Raw genomic sequence first — 23,767 nt, forward strand, 5'->3', positions numbered from 1 at the left:
GCCCGCACCCCCGGCCCGGGGGGGCCCCCCGGCCCCCCGGCCCCCCGTGGGGCCGCGGTTACACTTGCACCCCCCCGCCCGGGGGGGGGGGGGGGCCCCCCCCCCCCCCCCCCGACACCAGCACGTCCCGCTCACCGATGTCGATCACCGCGCGCAGCTGCAACTCCGGCCCGGTCAGAGCCCGGTCACCGACGACGAGCACGCGCGCGCCAGCCCCGGTCCCCTCGCCGTCCGCGCCGCTCCCACCGCCCGGTGTGTCCACGATCCGCACCAGCTCGCCGCCGGGCGTCAACGCCGGTACGCCGGCGAAAAGTTCAAGCCAAACAGGGTCCGTCTCCTCGCGTACGACACGCGTGGCACCGCTCGCCGTGTCGACCGAAAGACACCGCTGGTCGCGCTGGTCGCGCGCCTGGACGAGCAGCAGCGGCTCGCCCGCCGACGACCAGTGGACGGCCGCGAGATACGGCAACGTGGCCCGGTCCCAGACCACCTCCGTACGCGAACCGTCGAGACCGATCAGGTAAAGCCGCACGTCGGCGTTGGGTGTGCCGGCGGCGGGATAGGCGATCGTCGCCGGTTCGCGGTCCGGGTGCGCGGGGTCGGCGATCCACCAGCGCTGGACGTCGGCCCCGTCGACCCGGGCCACCAGCAGCCGGTCCGACTCCGGCGACCACCAGAAACCGCGCGAGCGGCTCATCTCCTCGGCGGCGATGAATTCGGCCAGACCGTAGGTGGTCTGCGCGTCCTCCGGCGCCGCCAGTTCACGGTCACCGTCCCCCTCGGCGCCCGTCACCCGCAGCGCGCCCCCGGCCACATAGGCGATGTGCCGCCCGTCGGGCGAGGGCCTCGGGTCGATCACCGGGCCCGGTACGGGCAGTTCGCGCGCGGTACCGGCCCGCAGCTCGGCGGTGAACAGCCGCCCGGACAGGGCGAACGCCGCCAACTCGGCGGCGCCGTCCACCGCGTAGCCGACGATGCCCGCCGACCCCTCCCGGCTCCGCTCCCGGCGGGCGCGCTCCTCGGCCGAGAGCTCCTCCGGGGTGCCCGCCAGCAGGGCTTCGGGATCGGCGGCGATCCGCTCGCGCGCCGTACCGGATCTGTCGTCGAGATCGAGCACCCAGAGACGGTTCGTACGGTCCGTTCCTGAGGTGGAGCGGAGGAAGGCCACCCGAGAACCGTCGGGGGACACCGTGAAGGCCCGCGGAGCACCCAGCGTGAACCGCTGCGTCCTTGCGTACTGGCGAGGAAAGGAGAGTTGTTGCCTCGAGGTCATACGACCGAACCTAGCGTCCGTGCCTGTCCTTCGTGCGCCCCCGTGTGCTGCCGTGCACCGATCGATGCGTTCCGGCGGATAGTTATGATCCATGGCGTCAGGTGGGTAAGTACTCGCCGGCACTTGTGTGTTGCTCGTCCCGATCGAATACCCCGCCGACCATCTGTGGAGGTGAACCGCCGTGGCACTCTCGATTTCGGCGGTGGTGCTGCTGGCGATCATCGTCACCATCTTGATCCGGAAATCCGGGCTCAAGGGGGGACACGCCCTGATCTGTGTGTTACTCGGCTTCTATCTCGCCAGCTCCTCGGTGGCGCCCTCGATCACCGAGCTGACCAACAACGTGGCGGGCATGATCGGCGACCTCCAGTTCTAGGGCGCCGGTTCCAGGGCGTCCCGGGTTCCGGGCGGGTCCTCCCAGGTCCGGAGGGGGCCGCTCGGGGGTGTCCCGCCGGCCGTGGCCGCCCGGGCTCGTCCCCGCGGGCGCGCCTCGTACGCTGGGGGCATGACCGATCCCTCCGGCCGTCGTCTGCTCCTGGTCCACGCGCACCCCGACGACGAGTCGATCAACAACGGCGCCACGATGGCCAGGTACGCCGCCGAAGGCGCCCGGGTCACGCTGGTGACGTGCACGCTGGGTGAGGAGGGCGAGGTCATTCCGCCCTCCCTCGCCCATCTGGCGCCCGGTGGTGGACCGGCGGGCGCCGTCAGCCCGCTCGGGGCCCACCGCGAAGGTGAACTGGCCGCGGCCATGAAGGAGCTCGGCGTCGCCGACCACCGGCTGCTGGGCGGCCGGGGGCGGTTCAGGGACTCCGGCATGATGGGCCTGCCGGAGAACGGCCGTGAGGGCGCTTTCTGGGGCGCGGAGGTCGACGAGGCCGCCGCGTACCTCGTGGAAGTGATCCGGTCCGTACAGCCGCAGGTGCTGGTGACGTACGACCCCCATGGCGGCTACGGCCACCCCGACCACATCCAGGCCCACCGCGTCGCCATGCGCGCCGCCGAGCAGGCCGCCGACGGGGACTTCCGGCCCGGACGAGGCGCCCCGCACACGATCGCCAAGATCTACTGGAACCGGGTGGCACGGTCGGCCGCCGAGGAGGGGTTCGCCCGGCTGCGCGCCTCCGGGGTGGCCTTCGACGGTGTGGCGGACATCGACGACGTCCCCGGGGTGGTGGACGACGCCGAGATCACGGCGGAGATCGACGGGACGGCGTACGCGGCGCACAAGGCCGCCGCGATGCGCGCCCACGGCACACAGATCGTGGTGGACGGGCCGTTCTTCGCGCTCTCCAACGGCCTTGGACAGCCGCTTCTCACCAGGGAGCAGTACCAGTTGGTGCGGGGCGCCTCCGGCGCGGACGCCGGCGTACGTGAGACGGATCTCTTCGCGGGGGTGGGCGTGTGAGCGGGCGCGAGGGCGCGGGCCGCCCGAAAGCCAAGAGCGGCGCGAGCGACGCCGCGCGTGCGGGCAGGGGTGCCCGCGGTGGCGCCGGCGCGCCCGCGGACGCCGGAGATCCCGGCGTACCCGGTGCGTGGCTCGTCTCCCCGCCGAGACCCGGGCGCATCGCCGCGTACGTCGGTCTCCTGATCCTCGGGGTGGCCGTCGGCACGGCGGGCTCGCTCGTCCAGAGCGGGTTCTTCCCCGGCGGCCTGTTCCTCGCCCTGCTGGCCTCCGGGGGCCTCTTCTACGGAGGGCGGACCGCGACTGGGACCGCGTTCGGCGTCGGGGCTCCGGCGGCGGGCTGGCTGATCGCCGTCATCGTGCTCAGCCTCGGACGGCCGGAGGGCGACGGGGTCTTCGACGCGGGGCTGGGCCCGGTCGTCTATCTGCTGGGCGGTGCGCTGGTGGCTGTGATGTGTGCCACCATGTCGCGGTCACCGCAACCGCCTCCGGAGTCCGGCCGACTTGGAAAGTGATACGCCCGTCCAGTGACCCGTCGGCCCGAATTGACCACGTCCGTACGGTCGGTGGAATAAACGCTTCCCCCGGTCGTCGGGTGTGTTCCGGCGCAGGACAGTATGGTGGTGCGCGCTCCGGGCCGTCCCCTGGCCTCCGGCTTGGGGGACCCACACAGTTGAGTACCAGTAAGAACGGGCGGCGGAGCCAACCCGGGAGAACCTGCTTTGAGTCGTGAAACTGACAGTTCGTCCTCCGGGCCCCAGGGGCGCGGCGGAGCCGCGTACCCCTCGGGGACACCGCCGTACGGATCCCGCCAGTATCCGTCGCTCCACCCTGAGCAGGACGCTCCGGAGGAGACAGCCCCGGCCCAGCCGGACGAGCCCAAGACCGAGACCACACTGACCACGCGCATCCGGATCAACATCCCCGGTTCGCGGCCCATTCCGCCCGTCGTCATGCGTACGCCCATGAGCGACGCGGACGCCGGCCCGTCCGGACCGGGCGGACCCACGGGCGCGGACGCGAAGCCGGGCCGGAACGCCGACGACACCGGTGGGGCGAAGCGTTCCGGCGCGGCGCCCGACCCGGGTTCCGCCGAGGAGGCGCCGGAGAAGCCGGGGGCGAGCGACTGGTTCGCGCCGCGCAAGCCCCCGGGCGGGGGCACGCTCGCCGGTGGGATGGGCGCCGGAGCCGCCGTCACGGCGCCCGGCCCGAAGGTCCCACCGCCGGCTTCCGGCTCCGGCGCGGGTCCCGCCACCGGCGGTCGTACCGACCGTCCGTACGGCACCGACAACGAGCCCGACACCCGGGGCGGCGCGGGAATTCCGCGCCCGCCGGCTCCCGGGGGCAACGCCTTCATGCCGCCCGGCAGGGGCGGTTCACCGGCCTTCGGCTCGGGCGCGCCCGACGGGCCGACCTCGGGCCCCGCGAGCGGCACGTCGTCGCTCGCCTTCCTGGATCTGCCGCCGGGCGCCGACCTGGGGGCGTCGGGCGGTCCCACGGGCCCGGTGAGCCCCGGCCGGGGTGACCGGGACGACCGCGGCGGAGCGCCGCGCATGTCGGACGACACGGCCATCCTGACCCCGCAGCAGCCCGCGCCCGAGCCTCCGGGCGGCGCCGGGACGCATGTGTCGGGCGACACGCTCTCCAGCGGTATCCCGGTGGTGCCGTCCGACAACCGTTCGCCCTTCCCGCCCGCCGGTTCCCAGACGGGCGCCGTGCCGCGCGCCGATCTGTCCGGCGGCCGGTTCCAGGACGGCCAACTGCCCCCGCCTCCGGCCCCGTCGCCCGGCGGCCCCATGTCCGCGGGACCCTCGTCCCACGGAGGCGGCAACCCCGACTTCTCGTCGGCGGACTTCCCGGGCCCACCGGGACCGGCCTCGGCCAATCCGGCGGGGCCCGGTTCGGGCCCGGCGCCCGCGCGGACGGCGAGCCCGCCTCCCAAGAAGAAGGGCCGCTCGAAGCTCGTGGCCGCAGCCGCCGGCGTCGTGACGCTCGTCGCGATCGCCTACGGCGCCGGACTGCTCCTGAACCACTCCGACGTCCCGAAGGGCACCACCGTCTTCGGGGTGGACATCGGCGGGGGCACCCGCGACGACGCGGTCGACAAGCTGGAGGCGACGCTCGGCCAGCGGTCGACGGCGCCGCTCCAGCTGACCGTCGGCGGCAAGAAGGAGGAGCTCGGGCCCGACAAGGCGGGGCTCACCTTCGACAGCCAGGCGACGGTCCGCAACGCGGCGGGCAGCGACTACAACCCGGTCTCCGTGATCGGCTCGCTCTTCGGCGGCGAACGTGTCACCGAGCCCGTGATCCCGGTCGACGAGGAGAAGCTCCGCGTCGCGCTCACCGACCTCGCGGGCGACTCGGGCTCGGCGGCCGACGGCACGATCAAGTTCGAGCCGGGCAAGGCCGTCGCCGTACCGGGCAAGACGGGCAAGGCGCTCGATGTCGAACGCTCGATGATCTCGGTACGGGACGCCTACCGCGCCCAGGTCGAGACGGGCAAGCCCAACAGCGTCGAACTGCCCATCAGCAGCCGCGAACCGACGATCGACCAGGCCGAACTCGACCGGGCGATGAAGGAGTTCGCCGAACCGGCGATGTCGGGCCTGATCACGATCAAGGCCGGTGGCAAGCAGATCCAGTTCGGCCCCGACCGGTCGCTGCCGCAGATCCTCTCCATGAAGCCGATCGACGGCAGGCTCGTCGAGGTCTACGACAGGGGAGCGATCGAGGAGCTGCTGGACGGCGTCTTCGACGGTCTGACGATCACCAAGGCCGACGGCAAGGAACACCCGGTGTCGGCGGCGGACGTCGCGCAGGCGATGCAGAAGCCGCTGCTGGGCAAGACCCCGGACGAACGCACCGCGGAGATCGAGCTCGACCCGCAGGGCTGACACGCTCCTGAGGAAGCCGGACGGGCCGCACACGCGGCCCGTCCGGTTTTTGTTGTCGTCCCCCGGCCGCGTCCCCGGCCGTCGTCCCCCCGGCCGCGCTCAGTTCAGCATCGCGCGGGCCGCCCGGGCCTTGTGGCGGATCGCGTCGGCGGTCGCCGGCTCCACCGCCGCGACCACCTCCGCGTACTCGTCCATCTCCGCCGCCCCCGTCAGGAAATCCCCGCGCCGCACCAGCAGTTGGGCGCGTTCGTAGCGGAGCCGGGCCGGGTGGGACGGCAGCAGCAGGCTGAGTTCGAGGGCCCACAGCGCGACATCGCCGCGCTCCGGACGCGTCGACGCCCACGCGCGGAGGTTGTTCAGGATCCGGATCACGACGTGCAGCGGTTCGGCCGGGCTCAGCATCGACGGCACCAGAGGGGCCCCGGTGGCCCCTCTCACGAGGGTCTCGGTGTCCTGCCGGGTCAGCAGCCGCCCACCGGTGAACGGGTCGACCAGCACCCCTTCGTCGGGCTCGTCGGGCGCGCCGATGCCGACGACGAAGTGACCTGGCAGGGCCACCCCGTACACCGGCGCCCCGGCGCGGCGCGCGACCTCGGTCCACAGCACCGAGAGCAGGATCGGAAGGCCGCGCCTACGGCGCAGGACCTCGTGCAGCAGGGAGGCCTCCAGGCGCCCGTACTCGCCCGGTGTGCCCCGGAAGCCGAGGCGCGTGCCCAGCAGGTCCTCCAGCGCCGCGGCCCAGGAGCGCGGGTCGTCGAGACCGAAGGGCAGCATCCCGGCCAGCCGGTCGAGCTCGATCTGCGCCGCGTCGATCCCGGCCCCGTCCAGCTCGGAGTCCGCCTCCGTACCGATGAGGAGGCAGAGCAGCGCGATGTCGGGCCGCTCCGCGCGGGCCTCGGCGGCGAACCTGTTCCGTTGGTCGGACGAGGGTGGTCGGGGTGGTTCCATGGCCGGTCCGTCGCTCCTCACGCGGGTCGGAAGTGGTGGTACCGGTGGTGCGTGGCGAAGCCCATGCCGTCGTACAACGCGCCCGCGGCCTCGTTGTCCGACTCCACCTGGAGCCAGGCGGCGGACGCGCCCTCCTCCAGCGCCCGGCCGGCGAGGGCGCGCATCACCGCGCTCGCCAGCCCCCGCCGCCGCCGCGCGGGATCGACCTCGACGGCCATGAAGCCCGCCCAGCGTCCGTCCACGACACACCGGCCGATCGCCGCCGGGGCGCCATCGCCGTCGTTGCCGTCGCCGTCGCCGTCGCCGTCACCGTCACCGTCGCTGTCGCTGTCGACCGACGCGAACCACACGGACGGCCCGCTGCCGAGCACCTCCCGCACGTGGGGACCGGGCTCGTCGAAGCGCTGATAGCGGCGGAGCCACGACTCGTCGACGGTCCGCGTCAGCCGTACCCGCGGGGCGGACGCCGTCTCCGGTCCGCCGTCCACCAGCGGCGCGAGCGCGCCGACGCGCACCTCGGCCGTGACCTCCCGCCGCCAGCCGCGCGCCTCCAGCTCGGCGCAGAGCGGCTCCTGCGTCCCCTCGGCGCCCGTGGCGGTCTGGATGTACGCCGGCAGGCTCCGCAGGCCGTACCAGTCCCGTACGCGCGTCAGAGCCTCGTCCAGGGGCATTCCCGGGTCGCCCAGCGGCAGCGCCGAGTTGGCGCGCCGGGTGAACCCGCCGGACGCCCGCAGCTCCCACTCGCCGAGCGCCTCGCGCTCCACGGGCTGCCAGGCCCGCGCGGTCACCCCGGCCAGCTCCCGGAAGGAGGCGGCGGGACCCCGCCGCCTGGCCGGCGCGGGCGGGACGACCTTGCCCGCGACGAGCGAGGATTCCGCGATGCGGACAGTTTCACCCGTGCGGCGTGTGATGAGGACCACATTGTCGTCCCAGGAGGTGAGGACACCGACCGTATCGGTGAACTTCTCCGTCCCGTCGAAGGAGCCGGTCAGACGGCGGACCGACACGCGTTTTCCCACGTCGGCGCGGGTGATCCGGACCGTCAGCCGTCCTCCGGTTGTGAATTCCACAGCTCTGTGCGCCCCTCCTGTGCGGATCGTGCCCAGGAACGGAGATACTAGGTGCGGGCATCGACGACGCCGCGCTCCCGCGCGCCCGTGGACGGAGCCGCAGATGGCCCGCCGCGCCCTATCGAGGAGGAACGACAGCGTGACCTACGTCATCGCGCAGCCTTGTGTGGATCTCAAGGACAAGGCGTGCATCGAAGAGTGCCCGGTCGACTGCATCTACGAGGGCTCCCGGTCCTTGTACATTCATCCGGACGAATGCGTCGACTGTGGCGCCTGTGAGCCGGTCTGCCCGGTCGAGGCGATCTTCTACGAGGACGACACTCCGGAGGAGTGGAAGGACTACTACAAGGCGAACGTGGAGTTCTTCGACGAGCTCGGTTCACCCGGTGGTGCGTCCAAGCTCGGTCTGATCGAGCGTGACCACCCCTTCATCGCCGCACTGCCGCCGCAGCCTCAGAACGACTGACGACGCGTGCCCTCGGTCCCGTACGGCGATCCGCCGTACGGGACCGAGGCGTTTCCCCCGTCGCACCGACAACCGAGCACCACCGAGAGAGTGAGCACCGTGTCCGCAGCCTCTTCGCGACTTCCGGTCTTCCCCTGGGACAAGCTGGAGCCCTACAAGGCGACGGCGTCGGCCCATCCGGACGGCATCGTGGACCTGTCCGTCGGGACCCCCGTGGACCCGGTCCCCGAGCTGATCCAGCGGGCCCTGGTCGCCGCGGCCGACTCGCCCGGCTATCCCACGGTGTGGGGCACCGCCGAGCTGCGTGACGCGCTGACGGGCTGGGTCGAACGGCGGCTCGGGGCACGTGGTGTCACGCAGACCAACGTGCTCCCGGTGCTCGGCTCCAAGGAGCTGGTGGCCTGGCTGCCGACCCAGCTCGGCCTCGGCGCCGGCGACCGGGTCGCGTACCCCCGGCTGGCCTACCCGACGTACGAGGTGGGGGCGCGGCTGTGCGGCGCGGAGCCCGTCTCCTACGAAGACCCGACCGAACTCGACCCGGCGGGCCTCAAGCTGCTCTGGCTGAACTCGCCATCGAACCCGACCGGGCGGGTCCTGGACAAGGCGGAGCTGACGCGGATCGTCGCCTGGGCGCGTGAGCACGGTGTGCTGCTCGTCAGCGACGAGTGCTATCTGGAACTCGGCTGGGAGGCCGAGCCCGTCTCCGTGCTCCACCCGGACGTCTGCGGAGGCTCCTACGAGGGCGTCGTGGCCGTCCACTCGCTCTCCAAGCGCTCCAACCTGGCCGGCTACCGCGCGGCCTTCGTCGCGGGCGACGCGGCCGTCCTGGGCGAGCTGCTCCGGGTCCGCCGGCACAGCGGCATGATGACGCCCGCGCCGGTGCAGGCGGCCACCGTCGCGGCGCTCGGCGACGACACGCATGTGGCGGAGCAGCGCGCGCGGTACGCCGCGCGCCGCACCGCGCTGCGCGCGGCCCTGGAGGCCCACGGCTTCCGGATCGAGCACAGCGAGGCGAGCCTCTACCTCTGGGCGACGCGCGACGAGCCGTGCTGGGAGACGGTGGCGCGGCTGGCGGAGCTGGGGATCCTGGTGGCGCCCGGGGACTTCTACGGGCCCGCGGGCGGGAATCACGTACGGGTGGCGTTCACGGCGACGGACGAGCGCGTGGAGGCGGCGGTCAAGCGGCTCCGCTGACACCCGGCGAGGCCGGTTCCGGGACAACGCGAAGGGGCTCGGGGAGTAGGTACTCCCCGAGCCCCTTCGCGTGCTCGTCCGTGCGGGCCGGACCTGCGGGCCGGACCTGCGGGCCGGACCTGCGGGCCGGACCTGCGGGCCGGACTCGCGGGCCGGGCGGGATCAGCCGAGCGGCAGGGTGTTGACCGGCAGCTTGTCGGTGGGCAGGCCCTTTCCGAGGGAGTCGGTCGGCAGACCGTTCTCGGTGACGGACGTCGCCGCGTCACCGAGGGTCTGACCGGCGCTGCCGGCGGCCTCGCCGGCCGCCCGCTGGGCGACCGGGGTCGCGGCCTTGGCGACGCCGCCGAGGGTCTTGCCGGCCGCCGGGACGGACGTGGCGATCGTCTCGCTGCCCGCCTCGCCCGCCAGACCGGTCGCCTGCCGCGCGCCGCTGTCGAGCGTGTCGCCGAGGGCGGCGCCGTCCAGCTGGGAGACGCTGCCGAGGTCGGCGGTCTGCGGGAGGGCCACAGCGCTGGCGGAGCCGGCCGCACCGACCACGGGGGCTGCGCCCGCCGCGATAAGCAGCGCGGCACGGGCGATCCGACGGGTCAGGGGGAGGGACATGATGCTCCTTCGACGGGAGAGGAAATTGTCGTGTCCAGCGATCGGACGCAGTGACAACCCCTCGAAGGGCGTCGGAGGTTGCGGTATGCAAGAGTAAAGAATTGGTAATGCGTCGCATTATCGGTTACGGATAAAAACGGTCAAAGGATCCTCGGCGCGGCGATCTGCTGAACCGTCACTTCGCTTTTCTGACAAGGGATTTGGGGCCATGTGAGGGAATCGCCCTACGCGGCGGCGCAATGCCGGCCGGATATGCCGGGACTACTCCGTTAGGGCGACCGCGCCGTACTACTGCGCGATGCGCATTCGAACGTTGTTTCCGCCGGACTTCTGCGGCCCGGAATCACCGTCGGTCTTTCGCCAGCCCTCGTCGGACCTTGCCGCGCTCCACACCCGGTCTCCTACGGAGACCTCGGCGATCCGCAGATCGGCGGAGTGCGCCACCGCCCAGTGGGCGAGCTCCCAGCCGCGGGCCTCGTCCGAGCCGCCGACCGGTACGGCGACCTCGGCGGGGCCCTTGGCGACCGGCTCGGCGACCGGCTCCGCCGCCGCCTCGCCGCCCGCCTGTCCGTCGGCCCGACCGCCCGCCTCGGAGCCCTCCGGGGGCGCGTCGGCGGCGTCGCCGTCCGGCAGCACCTTGGGCCCGAACGCGTGCGTCAGGGCCGCCCGTACCTTCGCCGGATCGCCCGGCTCGCCGTCGCTCACGCCGCCCGTGCAGGTGAGCGTCGCGGCGGCCCGGCCGGTCAGCGCGGCCGACAGCAGCGTCGCGTCCGGCTCGTGCTTCGCGTACGCCTGCGGGAAGCCACTGCGCTGGACGCGCTGCGCCGCCTCCGTAAGAGGAAGCCGTGAGTAGCCCGGCACCTCGGCGAGCCCCGCGTAGAACTTCCCGGCCGAGTAGACCGGGTCGAGGATCTGCTCGACCGTGCCCCAGCCCTTCGACGGCCGCTGCTGGAAGAGCCCCACGGAGTCGCGGTCCCCGTGGTCGATGTTCCGCAGCGCCGACTCCTGGAGAGCGGTCGCCAGGGCGATCGTGACGGCGCGCTCGGGCATGCCGCGGGTGGTGCCGACTGCGGAGATCGTGGCGGCGTTCGCGGCCTGCTCGGGGCTCATCTCGTACGTGGGGACGTCGCCGTCGGACGAGTCGGCCGCCCGCGCGACGCAGCGCGGCGGGCCGCCGTCGCCGGAGACGTACCGCACCACGAGGTAGCCGGCCAGCGCGAGGAGCACGGTGAATCCGGCCGCGATACGCAGGAAACGGCCGCGACGGGAAGGGGAGGCGGTCTCGGACACGCCGCTTACCGTACCGGCCCCGCCTGTCGCCCAGGGCCCGTCCGCGAAGCCCCCTTCGGCCCCCGCGGGACACCGCCCACGTCGTAGGGTCTGGCCATGCCCGAAACGAAGCCCGGAACCTCGCTGGACCTCACGCTGGACGCCCCGGAGCTCACCGCCCGGCTCGTCGACATCCCGTCCGTCAGCGGCGCGGAGAAGCCCCTCGCCGACGCGATCGAGGACGCGCTGCGCGCGCTGCCGCATCTCGCCGTCGAGCGGTACGGCAACAACGTCGTGGCGCGTACCGACCTCGGACGGGACGAGCGGGTCATCCTCGCCGGGCACATCGACACCGTCCCGATCGCCGACAACGTGCCCTCCAGGCTGGACGCGGACGGCGTCCTGTGGGGCTGCGGCACCACCGACATGAAGTCGGGCGTCGCCGTGCAGCTGCGCGTCGCCGCGACCGTCCCCGCGCCCAACCGCGACCTCACCTTCGTCTTCTACGACAACGAGGAGGTCGCCGCCGACCTCAACGGACTCGGGCAGGTGGCCGCCGCCCGGCCCGACCTCCTGGAGGCCGACTTCGCCATCCTGCTCGAACCCTCCGACGCGCAGGTCGAGGGCGGCTGCCAGGGGACGCTGCGGGTCCACCTCCGTACGGAGGGCGAGCGGGCGCACTCGGCGCGCAGCTGGATGGGGTCCAACGCCATCCACGCCGCCGCGCCCATCCTGGCCCGCCTCGCCTCCTACGAACCGCGCCGCCCGGTGATCGACGGACTGGAGTACCACGAGGGCCTCAACGCCGTGGCGATCGAGGGGGGAGTGGCGACCAACGTCATCCCCGACGAGTGCACCGTGGTCGTCAACTACCGCTACGCGCCCGACAGAGGTGAGGCGGAGGCCGTCGCGCACGTCCGCGAGGTGTTCGCCGACTGCGGGGTCCGGGAGTTCATCGTGGACGATCACTCGGGCGCGGCCCTGCCCGGCCTCTCGCACCCCGCAGCCGCCGCGTTCATGGCGGCCGTGGGCGGCACCGCGCAGCCCAAGTTCGGCTGGACGGACGTCTCGCGCTTCGGGGCCCTGGGAGTCCCCGCGGTCAATTACGGCCCCGGGGACGCGCTGCTGGCCCACAAGCGCGACGAGCGCGTGGCCGTCGAGCGGATCACTCACTGCGAGAACCGGTTGCGGGAGTGGCTGAGCTCCTAGGGTGCGTCCGCCGGGCGGGGCCCGGCCTCCGTCGAGGTGTGCGGGCGGTCGGTACGGCGGGGGAGCCGGACCGACCGTCGGAATTTCGCCGTTTGTCATCTCCATGGATCTACGCTGGCCGAGAACTGGCACAGCAGCGGAGGGAGCAGTCCATGGGCAGTCCTGAGGAAGCACGGAAGCCGGACACGCAGCGTCTCGGGCCGGTGCTGCGTCGCCGGGACCAGGTGCAGGCAGGCACCACCGACCAGCGGCTGCTGGACACCGAGGGCGACTCCGAGTGGGTGCACACCGATCCCTGGCGGGTCATGCGCATCCAGTCCGAGTTCGTGGAGGGCTTCGGCGCGCTCGCCGAACTCCCCAGCGCCATCAGCGTCTTCGGCTCGGCCCGCACTCCCGCGGACTCACCGGACTACGAGTCGGGCGTACGGATCGGACGGGCGCTGGTCGAGGCCGGTTTCGCGGTGATCACGGGCGGCGGGCCGGGCGCGATGGAGGCCGCGAACAAGGGGGCGCGGGAGGCGAAGGGCATCTCCGTCGGGCTCGGTATCGAGCTGCCCTTCGAGCAGGGGCTCAACCCGCACGTCGACATCGGGGTCAACTTCCGTTACTTCTTCGTCCGGAAGACGATGTTTGTGAAGTATGCCCAGGGATTCGTGGTTCTGCCCGGCGGCCTCGGCACGCTGGACGAACTCTTCGAGGCGCTCACCCTGGTCCAGACACGGAAGGTGACCCGCTTCCCCATCGTCCTCTTCGGGACGCGGTACTGGACCGGGCTCATCGACTGGCTGCGGGACACGGTCGTGGCGCAGGGCAAGGCGTCCGAGAAGGACCTGATGTTGTTCCACGTCACGGACGACGTGGACGAGGCGGTGGCGCTGGTGACCAAGGAGACCGGCAAGTAGCCGCCTCCGTAAGGAGGATGGCGTCCCGGTCGCGCCCTCTTCACCAAGGGCGTGGCTCAGGCCAGTCCCCGGCGGGCCACCGCCGGGGGCCGGTGGCCCGCGATGGAGGCCACCATGTCCAGCACCTGCCGCGTCTCGGCCACCTCGTGCACGCGGTAGATCCGCGCCCCGAGCCAGGCGGAGACGGCGGTCGTCGCGAGCGTGCCGATCACCCGCTCCTTCACCGGCCGGTCGAGGGTCTCGCCGACGAAGTCCTTGTTGGACAGCGAGACGAGTACCGGCCAGCCGGTCTCCGCCAGCTCGCCCAGCCTGCGGGTCGCCTCCAGCGAGTGCCGGGTGCTCTTCCCGAAGTCGTGCCCGGGATCGATCATGATCGCGTCCCCGCGGACACCCAGCTCCAGGGCCCTGCCGGCCAGCCCGAGGGTGACGCGGAGAATGTCCGCGACCACGTCGTCGTACGCGATCCGGTGCGGCCGGGTCCGCGGCTCCGCCCCGCCCGCGTGCGTGCAGACCAGCCCCGCGCCGTACCGCGCGGCGACCTCGGCGAGTTTCGGGTCCACCCCGCCCCAGGCGTCGTTGAGCACATCGGCGCCCGCCTCGCAGACGGCCTCGCCCACCTCGTGCCGCCAGGTGTCGACGCTGATCACCACGTCCGGGTAGCGCCTGCGGACCTCGGCCACGAAACCGACCGTGCGCCGCGCCTCCTCCTCGGCCGTCACCTCGTCGCCGGGTCCCGCCTTCACCCCGCCGATGTCGATGATCGCGGCGCCCTCGGACACCGCGTGCTCCACCCGGTCCAGCGCCGGCTGGTCGCGGAAGGTCGCGCCCTGGTCGTAGAAGGAGTCCGGCGTCCGGTTGACGATGGCCATGATCACCGGCTCGTACGGGCCGAACTCCCGCCGTCCCAGCCGCAGAGTGCCGCTGCTCATCCCCTGGTCACCGCCTGTTCCAGCCGTCCGTGCCGTTGCCAACAGACCCTAACTGTCGGTCCCGCATGGCACGATCGGCACCGGACGTTTTCCTGCCCCGGGGAGAAGCACGTGTTCCTGTTCCTGCTCATCGCGATGGTCGTGGTGGTGGCCTCGGTCACCCTCGCCGTGGTCGGCGGCGGCGACCGCGAGGTGCTGCCCGAGTCCGCGCCCGAACTCCTCGTGGACCCGCTGCCCATGACCCGCCCGGTGGGCCGGGCCGACATAGAGGCCCTGCGGCTGCCGCTCGCCCTCCGGGGCTACCGGATGGCGGACGTGGACGAGGTGCTGGCCAGGGTCGGCGCCGAGCTGGCCGAGCGGGACGCCCGGATCGCCGAGCTGGAGTCCACCCTGGCGGGCGCCCAGGCGACCGCGGTCGCGGGGCCCGACCTCTTCAAGAACCCGGGCGAGGAGGACGAGCGATGACCGGCGGCGGAGCGGTGGAGGGCCCGGACGGCGAGCTGCGCTGTCCCTGGGGCCTGTCGACGGAGGACTACGTCAAGTACCACGACGAGGAGTGGGGCCGGCCCGTCCACGGCGACGACGCGCTCTTCGAGCGGCTCTGTCTGGAGGCGTTCCAGTCCGGCCTCTCCTGGATCACGATCCTGCGCCGCAGGGAGGGCTTCCGCCGGGCCTTCGCCGGGTTCCACATCCCGGCGGTCGCCGCCTTCACCGACGCGGACGCCGCCCGGCTGCTGACCGACGAGGGCATCATCCGCAACCGCGCCAAGATCGACGCCACCCTCGCCAACGCGCGCGAGCTGGCCGGCTGGTCCGCCGGTGAGCTGGACACCCTCATCTGGTCGTACGCCCCCGACCCGGCGACCCGCCCGGTGCCGAAGACGGTCGGGGACATTCCGGCCGTCAGCGACGAGTCCACCGCGCTGGCCAAGGCGCTCAAGAAGCGCGGCATCCGATTCGTCGGCCCCACGACGGCGTACGCGCTGATGCAGGCGTGCGGCCTGGTCGACGACCACCTGGCCGGCTGCCTGGTGCGCCGGCAGCTCGCGGCGAGGTGAACCCCCGGGGTCCCCGGCGCCGGGGACCCCGAGGACGGTGTCAGCGGCCCACGTAGCGGGGCTTCGCCTTGTCCAGGAAGGCCTGGACCGCGATGCCGTGGTCCTGCGACGCGCCCGCCCGGTTCTGGAGTTCGTCCTCCTTCTCCAGCGTCTCGGCCAGCGAGTGGCCCGCGCCGTACGCCAGGGACTCCTTCAGCGCCGCGTACGCCAGCGTGGGGCCCTCCGCGAGGGCGCGCGCGACCGCCGCCGCCTCGGCGGCGAGGTCGGCCGCCGGGACCAGCTTGTTGACGATCCCCAGCTCATGGGCCTGCTCCGCCGTGATCGACCGGGGGAACATCAGCAGATCGGCCGCCCTGCTCCCGCCGATCAGCCGGGGCAGCGTCCACGACACGCCGGAGTCGGCCGTCAGCGCGACCCCCGCGAACGAGGTGTTGAAGGAGGCCGTGTCCGCCGCGACGCGGTAGTCGCAGGCGAGCGCGAAGCCGAGCCCCGCGCCCGCCGCGACCCCGTTGACCCCGGCGACGACCGGCTTCGGCATCTCGGTCAGGGCCCGCACGACGGGGTTGTAGTGCTCGCCGACGGTCCTCATGGTCCCGCCGCCGCCGTCGGCCGCGTCCTGTGCCATGAGGGAGATGTGCTCCTTCAGGTCCTGGCCCACGCAGAAGGCCCGTCCGGTGGCGGTGAGGAGCACGGCGCGTACGGCGGAGTCGTCCGCGGCGGTGCGCAGCGCGTCCCGCAGGGCGACCTTGGCGGCGACGTTCAGCGCGTTCATGGCCTCGGGCCGGTTGATCGTGACGGTCGCCAGCCCGTCGCCCACCTCGTACAGCACCGTGTCGGCCATGATCGGATCTCCTCTGCGACTGTGACTGCTCGTCCGGCTGTCCTGTCCGGGGCCCAGCATGGCGGAGATCACCCCAGGTCGGCATGTGACCTGCGTCTAACAATCCATGGCCGCGGAGCCGTGAACAGCGGCGAAGTATCGCAGGCGGATCGCCGAATTGAGTCGTTTTGAGAGAGCGCGTTGCGTAAGCGATGCCGTCCGATGTTGGTCATCGGGTCCCGCCATGCGGGATAATGGCCTGGAAGCAATGTGTTCGATGCCGGTGACACAGCGCCTGTGATGGAGCCGCCGGCGGCGATGAGCTGGTTTCAGGAAGGGGAACGAGCATGGCGGCCATGAAGCCGCGGACGGGCGACGGCCCGCTCGAGGTGACCAAGGAGGGGCGGGGCATCGTCATGCGCGTTCCGCTCGAAGGCGGCGGTCGGCTGGTCGTCGAGCTGACCCCCGACGAGGCGGATGCGCTGGGTGACGCTCTGAAGAAGGTCGTCGGCTGACGCGGACAGAACGCGCACTCCCGCGCTGCCCCGTCGCGGACACCTCCGTGTCGGGGCAGCTTTATGCCGTTCTCCGCCCCGCCGCCGCCCTCGGCGGACCGGCCGGGACTCAGCGGCGTACGGCGCAGAGCAGTCCGTCGCCCACCGGCAGCAGCGAGGGCAGCAGCTCGTCCTGCATCTCCCGCACGGTGCGCAGCAGCTCCCGCAGCCGCAGCACCTCGTGGGGCTGGGCGGCCGAGTCGACCGTACGGCCGTCGGCGAAGACGCCCTCGAAGCAGACGAGGCCGCCGGGTCTCAGCAGGCGCAACGATTCAGCGAGATAGGCCAGGCACTCCAGCCGGTCCCCGTCGCAGAAGACGAGGTCGTAGCCGCCGTCCGCGAGGCGGGGGAGGACGTCGCGGGCCCGGCCGGGGATGAAGCGGGCGCGATTGTTGGTGAAGCCGGCCGCGCGGAACGCCTCGCGGGCGAACTGCTGCCGCTCCGGTTCCGTGTCGACCGTGGTCAGCACGCCGTCGGAGCGCATGCCGCTCAGAAGATAGATCCCGGAGACGCCGGTACCCGTACCGATCTCCGCCACCGCCTTGGCGCTCGCCGTCGCGGCAAGCAGACGAAGCGCGGCGCCCGTGCCCGGTGACACCGAGCGGAGCCCCATGTCCCGGGCCCTGTCGCGGGCCCAGCGCAGTGCCTCGTCCTCGGCGACAAAAGCGTCGGCGAACGCCCAGCTTGTCTGCCGGTTGGCGGTAATGACCCTCTCCTGTCCCCGTAGTTGGCGCACCGGTGACTGTATCCGCTGCACGCGGGAACCCGCTGATGGGACCGGGCGTTATGAAGGGGTGGGGGAACGCATGGCTGACGACCTGGGATCAGGCGCAAATTCAGGCAAAGATTCTTATCCGGAGCTAACGGGCGAGGTAGCTATGGTAGGTGCTCCGCTGGACACCACCAGAGTCGATAGGGGAGGTGCGGCTGCGCCTGCGGATCGGGGAGGAGCGTTGAAGCGCTTTCTCAGGTCGGCCGGTGAGCCGAAATCCGTGACCAACTTCGCTGACCGTTCTCGCTCGACCGACTCCGCAGTTACGGCGACCTTCGCATCGGATGCGGAATCGCAGGCGTGGACGCCTCCCACCTGGGAGGAGATCGTCAGCACGCACAGCGCCCGCGTGTACCGCCTCGCCTACCGTCTCACGGGCAACCAGCACGACGCGGAGGATCTGACCCAGGAAGTCTTCGTCCGGGTGTTCAGGTCCCTGTCGACGTACACCCCCGGCACGTTCGAGGGCTGGCTGCACCGCATCACCACCAATCTCTTCCTGGACATGGTCCGCCGTAAGCAGCGGATCCGTTTCGACGCGCTCGGTGAGGACGCGGCGGAGCGCCTGCCCAGCCGGGAGCCCTCACCGCAGCAGGTCTTCCACGACACCCACTTCGACGCGGACGTCCAGCAGGCGCTGGACACCCTCGCCCCCGAGTTCCGGGCCGCGGTCGTCCTGTGCGACATCGAGGGACTGTCGTACGAGGAGATCGCCGCCACGCTCGGCGTCAAGCTCGGCACGGTGCGCAGCAGGATCCACCGCGGTCGTTCGCATCTGCGCAAGGCCCTTCAGCACCGTTCTCCCGAGGCTCGGGCCGAGCAGCGCACGTTCGCGGGCGTGGCCGGGGAGGGCGGACTCGCGTGAGTGGCACAGGTCCGACCCCCGCGGAGCAGCACCTGGGGGACCGGCTCGCCGCCCTGGTGGACGGGGAGCTCGGTCACGACGCCCGGGAGCGCGTCCTGGCGCACCTCGCGACCTGCGCCAGGTGCAAGGCGGAGGCAGATGCCCAGCGCCGGCTGAAGAACGCGTTCGCGCAGTCGGCGCCGCCGCCGCTGTCCGAAGGTTTTCTCGCCCGGCTCCAAGGGCTGCCCGGCGGATCCACCGAGAAGGACGAGGACGAGCCCCGGGGTCGGGGTCCGTTCGACGGTTCGGCGTTCGGCGGCGGAGTCTTCGCCGTGGGCGGCGACGCGTTCGGCTACCGCCCCGCGGGACCCCACGCGTCACCCCTGCGCGGCGGCTCCAGCTCCGGTGCCGGCTTCAGGATCCATGAGGTGGGACGCGTCGAGGCCGAGCGCTCACCCTGGCGCGGCCGCAGGTTCGCCTTCGCCGCCGCGAGCGCGGTCTCCTTCGCCGCGATGGCGCTGGGCGGCGCGCTGCCCATGGGCGCCACGGCCGACACCGCCGCGCGCGGGGCCGGTGCGCCCAACAGCGTCACGCCGCTGAGCAGGGCCACCACACCGCCCGGCAGCGGGACGCGGGGCCGGCAGGGCGGCGAGCGGAGTGCCATCCTTCCGCAGTCCGTCGACAGCGCGCCGGTGCTCGCTCCGGGCACGATGCAGGCGCCGCTCACCACCCATCCGTTCCAGTCGGCGGTGCTCAACCACTTCCCCGGGGCGCCCCTGATACGTCCCACGGGCACGGCGTTCCAGCTGGCGGCCGGTCCGGGACTGACCACCCCCACCGCCACACCCGACCCCACCCACCTCGCCGCGCCCACGCAGCCCGGTGTGCCGCTTTCGCAGCGTCGGTGACAGGGTCCCTGCGCGAACATTCGTAAACCTGGTTGAATCCCTGCACGGGTGCCCTGGTCGGGGCACGGACGAGGCAGGTGCGGGGAGAGCATGGACGACGGCAAGGCCACCGGACCCAAGGCGAAGTGGTGGAGCCGCCCGGCTTCGGGGCGCGCGATACCGCGGGACTCCGACGTACCGGAGCACCGGATCACAGAGGAGACGACCGAACTGTCCCCGGTCACCGACGATGTCCCCCCGAATCCCGACCGCACACCGGTCATGGAGCCTGCCGGCAGCACCCCGGACCTGTCGCCCGCCCCGGAGCGGGCCGCCGACCCGGACGCGGACCCCGAGGACCATCTGCTCGCCCCGCCCGAGCGCGCCGCCTCCACGGTGAGCGCCACGACCGGTACGGGCCCCGCGGCCGGCACGGCGGCCCGCCCGCAGCCGCTGCACGAGCCCGACCCGTACAGCACCCCGCCGTACGGCGGCCCCGGCCCCTGGGCACCCGCGCCTCCCGTGCAGCGACCGGTGCCCACCCCGGCGCAGGGCACGCCCATCCCGCCGCAGCACTACACCGGGCAGACGGCTCCGACGGTCCCGGGCGCGCCCCAGCCCCAGCCGCCGTCGGGGTACGGCGTGCCGCCCCAGGGCGCCGGGCAGCCGATGCCCGGACAGCTGCCCCCGCAGCAGACGCAGCAGCCCCACCCCCAGCACAGCCACCCCCAGCACGCTCACCCCGCGCCCGCCGCGCACCCGGGGACCCCGCACCTGGCTCCGCCGGGGGGTCCTCACCCGCCGGCCGACCAGTGGCTCCAGTACGACCCCTGGGGCGCCCCCGGCCAGCAGGGGACACTCACCCACCCCGACCCGGGCGAGCCCCGCAGGAGGCGCAGGGGCATCGGCCTCGTGGGCGGCCTGGCACTCGCGCTCTGCATCGCCGTCGTCGGCGGCGGCGTCGGCGCGTACATCGAGCGCAACGGCGGCCTCACCAGCGTCGAGCTGCCCCAGGCGGGCAGCGACGGCGGGGGCCGCCCGGCCGACAGCGTCGCCGGGATCGCCTCCAGCGCCCTGCCGAGCGTCGTCACGCTCCACGTCAGCGGAAGCGGTGAGCAGGGCACCGGCACCGGCTTCGTCCTCGACCGTTCCGGCCACATTCTGACCAACAACCATGTGGTCGACCCCGCCGGCGACTCCGGCGACATCTCGATCACCTTCAGCGGGGGCGAGACCGCCAAGGCGAAGCTCGTCGGCAAGGACAGCGGCTACGACCTCGCCGTGGTCAAGGTCACCGGAGTCTCGGGACTCAAGCCGCTGCCGCTCGGCAACTCCGACAACGTGCAGGTCGGCGACCCGGTCGTGGCGATCGGCGCGCCCTTCGACCTCCAGAACACCGTCACCGCGGGCATCATCAGCGCCAAGGAGCGCCCGATCACGGCCGGCGGCGAGAACGGCGACGGAAGCGACATCAGCTACGTCGACGCCCTCCAGACCGACGCGCCGATCAACCCCGGCAACTCCGGTGGCCCGCTGGTGAATTCGAAGGCCCAGGTCATCGGCATCAACAGCGCGATCCGGGGTGCCGACGGCGGCGGTGCGCCGGACGGCGCCCAGGCCGGTTCCATCGGACTCGGCTTCGCGATACCGATCAACCAGGGCAAGCGCGTCGCCGAAGAGCTGATCAACACCGGCAAGGCCTCGCACCCTGTGATCGGTGTCACGCTCGACATGCAGTACACCGGCGACGGCGCCAAGGTCGGCGCGAAGGGCGCCGACGGCGGTCCCGCGGTGGAGGAGGGCGGCCCGGCCGCCAAGGCGGGCATCAGGACCGGCGACATCATCACCGAGGTCGACGGCCAGCGCGTGCACAGCGGCGAGGAGCTGATCGTGAAGGTCCGCTCGCACCGCCCCGGTGACGAACTGGAGCTGACACTGACGCGCGGAGGTAAAGAGCGGACCATGACTCTGGTCCTCGGCAGCGCGGAAGGCAGGTGAGTGTCGAATGAAGGTACCGTCCGGCCAGGTCCGCCGGGTACCGTGGAGCGGCCCGGGCCTCGACCCACCACAGGCCAGGCCGACGAGGTCTCGCCTGCGGGCACGGAGAACACAAGGAGCAGCTAGGTGTTCAATGACATAGGCGCGCTTGAGCTGGTGACGCTCGTGATTCTCGCCGTGCTCGTCTTCGGCCCGGACAAGCTGCCCAAGGTCATCCAGGACGTTTCCCGCTTCATCCGGAAGGTGCGCGAGTTCTCCGACAACGCCAAGGAGGACATCCGCACCGAGCTGGGGCCGGAGTTCAAGGACTTCGACTTCGAGGACCTCAACCCGAAGAAATTCGTCCGAAAGCAGCTGTCGGAGCACGAGGACGATCTGGGGCTGAAGGAGATCCGCAGCAGCTTCAACCTCAAGAAAGAAATCGACGAGGTCGCCGACTCGGTCCATGGCAGGGACGACTCGACCGGCGCAAACGACACCCCGGCCACGAGCCTGACAAAAAGTTCCTCAGGCGGCGCTGACCTGCTCAAGAAGCCCGAGAAGTCCCCGCAGGCCGATCGTCCGCCCTTCGACGCCGACGCCACCTGAGGCCCGCCCTGCCCGTCCGGCCGGTAACGGGTGGCTATCCTCCATCTGTCCGGTGGTGAGACGTCCGTGAGGGCGGGCCGCTCCGGACTCCGAGATAGAGGAGGCGGTCCGGACAGATGGAGACGACAAGTCGGGTAGGGGCCCATGGCACGGCCGGCACGGCGGATGGGGTGTCGGGGGCCCGACGCACGGTCGAAGGCTATCTGCGGGCGAACTTCCCCTGGTACGGGCTGGACGACGCGTTCACCGGCCCCCGATGGCTGATGCAGGTGGGCACGGCGGCGGACGGCAACGTGCAGCACGGCTCGACCGGACACGGTGACGAGCCGTCGATAAGACCGGACGCGTCAGGCGCGGAGAAGGAACGGTTCGCTGCGGTCATCACGGTCGCCGCGAGCCCCGTACGGCACAGCGGTGACGGCACGGGCATCCTCGACGCCACGACGGTGTCGTCGGCGGCCTGGCTCGCCGGCTCGGCGCTGCTGCTGTCGACCTGGCCCGCGCAGCTCGACCACTCGCTGCGCGACGACTGGCTGGACCAGCAGACCGAGACGGCCTTCGAACTGGCCGACGATCTGAACAGCTCCGCCTGGTCGGTGCTCTCGCTCCCCGTGGACGGCGTGCCGACGGCGTTCCACTATCGCGAATCCGAATTCGGCTGGGTGCTCGCGGGCTCGACCGGCCCCACCGAAGCGGCCGAACGCGGGGTGCACATCGGCGCGTACGGGCGCGGCATGAGCGCGTACGGCCTCGGCTTCTCGGTGATCGAGAACATCAATTCGTACGTCCCCGAGTAGCCGCACACGGCACACCGGCCCGACGCATGTGTAAGGGGCGCCCGCAGTTGGCGGGCGCCCCTTACACATGGTCCCTACAGGGCCAGAGCTCTCAGAACTTGTTGCGCGGCGTCAGACCCAGCGTCATGCCCGCCAGTCCGCGCTGCCGGCCGCCGAGCTTGCCCGCGATCGACCGCAGCGCCGCGCCGGCGGGGGAGTCGGGGTCGGAGAGCACGACCGGCTTGCCGTCGTCGCCGCCCTCCCGCAGCCGTACGTCGATCGGGATCGAGCCGAGCACCGGCACCGAGGCGCCCGTGGTCTTCGTCAGCCCCTCGGCGACCCGCTGGCCACCGCCCGTCCCGAACACGTCGACGATCTCGTCGCAGTGCGGGCACGGCAGGCCCGCCATGTTCTCGACCACGCCGACGATCTTCTGATGGGTCTGCACCGCGATGGAGCCGGCCCGCTCCGCGACCTCGGCGGCGGCCTGCTGCGGTGTGGTGACCACCAGGATCTCGGCGTTCGGCACGAGCTGTGCCACCGAGATCGCGATGTCGCCCGTCCCCGGCGGCAGGTCCAGCAGCAGCACGTCCAGATCGCCCCAGAACACATCGGCGAGGAACTGCTGGAGCGCACGGTGCAGCATCGGCCCGCGCCATACGACGGGCGAGTTGCCCGGGGTGAACATGCCGATCGAGATGACCTTCACACCGTGCGCCGACGGCGGCATGATCATGTTCTCGACCTGGGTGGGAGTGCCGTCCGCGCCCAGCATGCGCGGCACGCTGTGGCCGTAGATGTCCGCGTCGACGACGCCGACCTTCAGACCGTCGGCGGCCATCGCCGCCGCCAGGTTGACCGTCACCGACGACTTGCCGACGCCGCCCTTGCCCGAGGCCACCGCGTACACCCGGGTCAGCGAGCCCGGCTTGGCGAACGGCACCTCGCGCTCGGCCGTACCGCCGCGCAGCGACGTCGCCAGCTCCTTGCGCTGCTCGTCGCTCATCACGTCCAGCGTGACGTCGACACGGGTGACGCCCGCGACCGAGGCGACGGCCTCCGTCACGTTCGTGGTGATCGTCTCGCGCATGGGGCAGCCGGACACCGTGAGATAGACCGTGACGGCCACCGCGCCGTCCGCCCCGATGTCGACCGATTTGACCATGCCGAGGTCGGTGATCGGCCGGTGGATCTCGGGGTCGTTCACCGTCGCGAGCGCTGCGCGCACCGCGTCCTCCGTGGGAGCGACGGTCCCGTACGTGTCGGTAGCCATACGCAGATGGTACGGCGCGGCGCACACGCCCCGGA

General features: G+C 72.2%; 24 protein-coding genes and 1 pseudogene. 16 read left to right on the top strand and 9 right to left on the bottom strand.

Features of this window, described 5'->3' with window-relative positions:
* Nucleotides 1–112 precede the first annotated feature (112 nt).
* A pseudogene (locus tag ACFWU9_RS04595) lies at nucleotides 113–1,273 on the bottom strand (DPP IV N-terminal domain-containing protein); the annotation flags it as partial.
* A 181-nt stretch (nucleotides 1,274–1,454) separates the two neighbouring features.
* Here ACFWU9_RS04595 and ACFWU9_RS04600 point away from each other — a divergent pair.
* The 4 genes from ACFWU9_RS04600 (at nucleotide 1,455) to ACFWU9_RS04615 (ending at nucleotide 5,572) form a co-directional block, all read left to right on the top strand.
* A complete protein-coding gene (locus ACFWU9_RS04600) occupies nucleotides 1,455–1,649 on the top strand; it encodes a hypothetical protein (RefSeq protein WP_384314871.1) in 195 nt (64 codons plus the stop codon).
* Nucleotides 1,650–1,778: 129 nt separating this feature from the next.
* The gene (gene mshB, locus ACFWU9_RS04605; protein ID WP_384314872.1) at nucleotides 1,779–2,681 is read left to right on the top strand and encodes an N-acetyl-1-D-myo-inositol-2-amino-2-deoxy-alpha-D-glucopyranoside deacetylase; all 903 of its coding nucleotides are present in this window, start codon (nucleotides 1,779–1,781) and stop codon (nucleotides 2,679–2,681) included.
* Nucleotides 2,678–3,193: a DUF6113 family protein gene (locus ACFWU9_RS04610; RefSeq protein ID WP_384314873.1), complete on the top strand. Its 516-nt coding sequence runs from the start codon at nucleotides 2,678–2,680 to the stop codon at nucleotides 3,191–3,193. Before mshB ends, ACFWU9_RS04610 begins: the two co-directional genes overlap by 4 nt.
* Nucleotides 3,194–3,400: 207 nt before the next feature.
* Nucleotides 3,401–5,572, top strand: coding sequence for a hypothetical protein (locus ACFWU9_RS04615; protein WP_384314874.1), 2,172 nt, complete (start codon nucleotides 3,401–3,403; stop codon nucleotides 5,570–5,572).
* 99 nt (nucleotides 5,573–5,671) lie between these two features.
* Here ACFWU9_RS04615 and ACFWU9_RS04620 read toward each other — a convergent pair whose 3' ends face one another.
* Together ACFWU9_RS04620 and ACFWU9_RS04625 are read right to left on the bottom strand one after the other, a co-directional pair.
* A complete protein-coding gene (locus tag ACFWU9_RS04620; RefSeq protein WP_384314875.1) occupies nucleotides 5,672–6,520 on the bottom strand; it encodes a transglutaminase-like domain-containing protein in 849 nt (282 codons plus the stop codon).
* A 17-nt stretch (nucleotides 6,521–6,537) separates the two neighbouring features.
* Nucleotides 6,538–7,590 (bottom strand): GNAT family N-acetyltransferase, encoded by a 1,053-nt coding sequence (locus ACFWU9_RS04625; protein WP_384314876.1) that lies wholly within the window; start codon nucleotides 7,588–7,590, stop codon nucleotides 6,538–6,540.
* A gap of 139 nt (nucleotides 7,591–7,729) precedes the next feature.
* On the opposite strand from ACFWU9_RS04625, the gene fdxA reads away from it, so the two are divergent.
* Nucleotides 7,730–8,056, top strand: coding sequence for a ferredoxin (gene fdxA / locus ACFWU9_RS04630; protein WP_189111520.1), 327 nt, complete (start codon nucleotides 7,730–7,732; stop codon nucleotides 8,054–8,056).
* A gap of 99 nt (nucleotides 8,057–8,155) precedes the next feature.
* Nucleotides 8,156–9,250, top strand: a complete 1,095-nt coding sequence (dapC, locus tag ACFWU9_RS04635) for a succinyldiaminopimelate transaminase (RefSeq protein WP_384314877.1) — start codon at nucleotides 8,156–8,158, stop codon at nucleotides 9,248–9,250.
* Between the two features lie 162 nt (nucleotides 9,251–9,412).
* Here dapC and ACFWU9_RS04640 read toward each other — a convergent pair whose 3' ends face one another.
* Both ACFWU9_RS04640 and ACFWU9_RS04645 read right to left on the bottom strand, forming a co-directional pair.
* On the bottom strand, nucleotides 9,413–9,853 hold the full coding sequence (locus ACFWU9_RS04640) for an ATP-binding protein (protein WP_384314878.1): 441 nt from the start codon (nucleotides 9,851–9,853) through the stop codon (nucleotides 9,413–9,415).
* 288 nt (nucleotides 9,854–10,141) lie between these two features.
* Nucleotides 10,142–11,143, bottom strand: a complete 1,002-nt coding sequence (locus ACFWU9_RS04645; RefSeq protein ID WP_384314879.1) for a hypothetical protein — start codon at nucleotides 11,141–11,143, stop codon at nucleotides 10,142–10,144.
* Nucleotides 11,144–11,239: 96 nt separating this feature from the next.
* Here ACFWU9_RS04645 and dapE point away from each other — a divergent pair, with 96 nt between their 5' ends.
* Both dapE and ACFWU9_RS04655 read left to right on the top strand, forming a co-directional pair.
* Complete coding sequence (gene dapE, locus ACFWU9_RS04650; RefSeq protein ID WP_384314880.1) at nucleotides 11,240–12,331, top strand: succinyl-diaminopimelate desuccinylase; 1,092 nt, start codon at nucleotides 11,240–11,242, stop codon at nucleotides 12,329–12,331.
* A 152-nt stretch (nucleotides 12,332–12,483) separates the two neighbouring features.
* Nucleotides 12,484–13,233: a TIGR00730 family Rossman fold protein gene (locus ACFWU9_RS04655; protein ID WP_384314881.1), complete on the top strand. Its 750-nt coding sequence runs from the start codon at nucleotides 12,484–12,486 to the stop codon at nucleotides 13,231–13,233.
* A gap of 56 nt (nucleotides 13,234–13,289) precedes the next feature.
* Here ACFWU9_RS04655 and folP read toward each other — a convergent pair whose 3' ends face one another.
* A complete protein-coding gene (gene folP, locus ACFWU9_RS04660) occupies nucleotides 13,290–14,162 on the bottom strand; it encodes a dihydropteroate synthase (RefSeq protein WP_384314882.1) in 873 nt (290 codons plus the stop codon).
* A 111-nt stretch (nucleotides 14,163–14,273) separates the two neighbouring features.
* Between folP and ACFWU9_RS04665 the strand changes: the two genes are divergently transcribed.
* Nucleotides 14,274–14,627 (top strand): DivIVA domain-containing protein, encoded by a 354-nt coding sequence (locus tag ACFWU9_RS04665; protein ID WP_384314883.1) that lies wholly within the window; start codon nucleotides 14,274–14,276, stop codon nucleotides 14,625–14,627.
* On the top strand, nucleotides 14,624–15,220 hold the full coding sequence (locus ACFWU9_RS04670; RefSeq protein WP_384314884.1) for a DNA-3-methyladenine glycosylase I: 597 nt from the start codon (nucleotides 14,624–14,626) through the stop codon (nucleotides 15,218–15,220). The genes ACFWU9_RS04665 and ACFWU9_RS04670 overlap by 4 nt, the downstream gene beginning before the upstream one ends.
* 40 nt (nucleotides 15,221–15,260) lie before the next feature.
* Here the strand turns inward: ACFWU9_RS04670 and ACFWU9_RS04675 are convergent, their stop codons facing one another.
* Complete coding sequence (locus ACFWU9_RS04675; RefSeq protein WP_384314885.1) at nucleotides 15,261–16,061, bottom strand: enoyl-CoA hydratase/isomerase family protein; 801 nt, start codon at nucleotides 16,059–16,061, stop codon at nucleotides 15,261–15,263.
* Between the two features lie 326 nt (nucleotides 16,062–16,387).
* On the opposite strand from ACFWU9_RS04675, the gene ACFWU9_RS04680 reads away from it, so the two are divergent.
* Complete coding sequence (locus ACFWU9_RS04680) at nucleotides 16,388–16,555, top strand: DUF3117 domain-containing protein (RefSeq protein WP_003966491.1); 168 nt, start codon at nucleotides 16,388–16,390, stop codon at nucleotides 16,553–16,555.
* Between the two features lie 109 nt (nucleotides 16,556–16,664).
* On the opposite strand, the gene ACFWU9_RS04685 is transcribed toward ACFWU9_RS04680, so the two are convergent.
* Nucleotides 16,665–17,330 carry an O-methyltransferase gene (locus ACFWU9_RS04685; RefSeq protein ID WP_384314921.1) on the bottom strand — a complete coding sequence of 222 codons (666 nt, stop codon included), beginning with the start codon at nucleotides 17,328–17,330 and terminating at the stop codon, nucleotides 16,665–16,667.
* A 142-nt stretch (nucleotides 17,331–17,472) separates the two neighbouring features.
* Between ACFWU9_RS04685 and sigE the strand changes: the two genes are divergently transcribed.
* The 5 genes from sigE to ACFWU9_RS04710 all read left to right on the top strand — a co-directional run bounded on the left by sigE (nucleotide 17,473) and on the right by ACFWU9_RS04710 (nucleotide 22,480).
* A complete protein-coding gene (gene sigE, locus ACFWU9_RS04690) occupies nucleotides 17,473–18,231 on the top strand; it encodes an RNA polymerase sigma factor SigE (protein WP_384314922.1) in 759 nt (252 codons plus the stop codon).
* Nucleotides 18,228–19,118, top strand: a complete 891-nt coding sequence (locus tag ACFWU9_RS04695) for an anti-sigma factor family protein (RefSeq protein WP_384314886.1) — start codon at nucleotides 18,228–18,230, stop codon at nucleotides 19,116–19,118. The genes sigE and ACFWU9_RS04695 overlap by 4 nt, the downstream gene beginning before the upstream one ends.
* A gap of 90 nt (nucleotides 19,119–19,208) precedes the next feature.
* Complete coding sequence (locus ACFWU9_RS04700) at nucleotides 19,209–21,095, top strand: trypsin-like peptidase domain-containing protein (RefSeq protein ID WP_384314887.1); 1,887 nt, start codon at nucleotides 19,209–19,211, stop codon at nucleotides 21,093–21,095.
* 126 nt (nucleotides 21,096–21,221) lie between these two features.
* Entirely contained in the window at nucleotides 21,222–21,683 is a 462-nt protein-coding gene (locus tag ACFWU9_RS04705; protein WP_384314888.1) for a sec-independent translocase, read from the top strand.
* A 116-nt stretch (nucleotides 21,684–21,799) separates the two neighbouring features.
* On the top strand, nucleotides 21,800–22,480 hold the full coding sequence (locus tag ACFWU9_RS04710) for a hypothetical protein (RefSeq protein WP_384314889.1): 681 nt from the start codon (nucleotides 21,800–21,802) through the stop codon (nucleotides 22,478–22,480).
* Nucleotides 22,481–22,571: 91 nt separating this feature from the next.
* Here ACFWU9_RS04710 and ACFWU9_RS04715 read toward each other — a convergent pair whose 3' ends face one another.
* Nucleotides 22,572–23,732, bottom strand: a complete 1,161-nt coding sequence (locus ACFWU9_RS04715) for an Mrp/NBP35 family ATP-binding protein (protein ID WP_384314890.1) — start codon at nucleotides 23,730–23,732, stop codon at nucleotides 22,572–22,574.
* Nucleotides 23,733–23,767: the final 35 nt, after the last annotated feature.

It is taken from the genome of Streptomyces sp. NPDC058653, assembly GCF_042716895.1.
Taxonomy (GTDB): Bacteria; Actinomycetota; Actinomycetes; order Streptomycetales; family Streptomycetaceae; genus Streptomyces.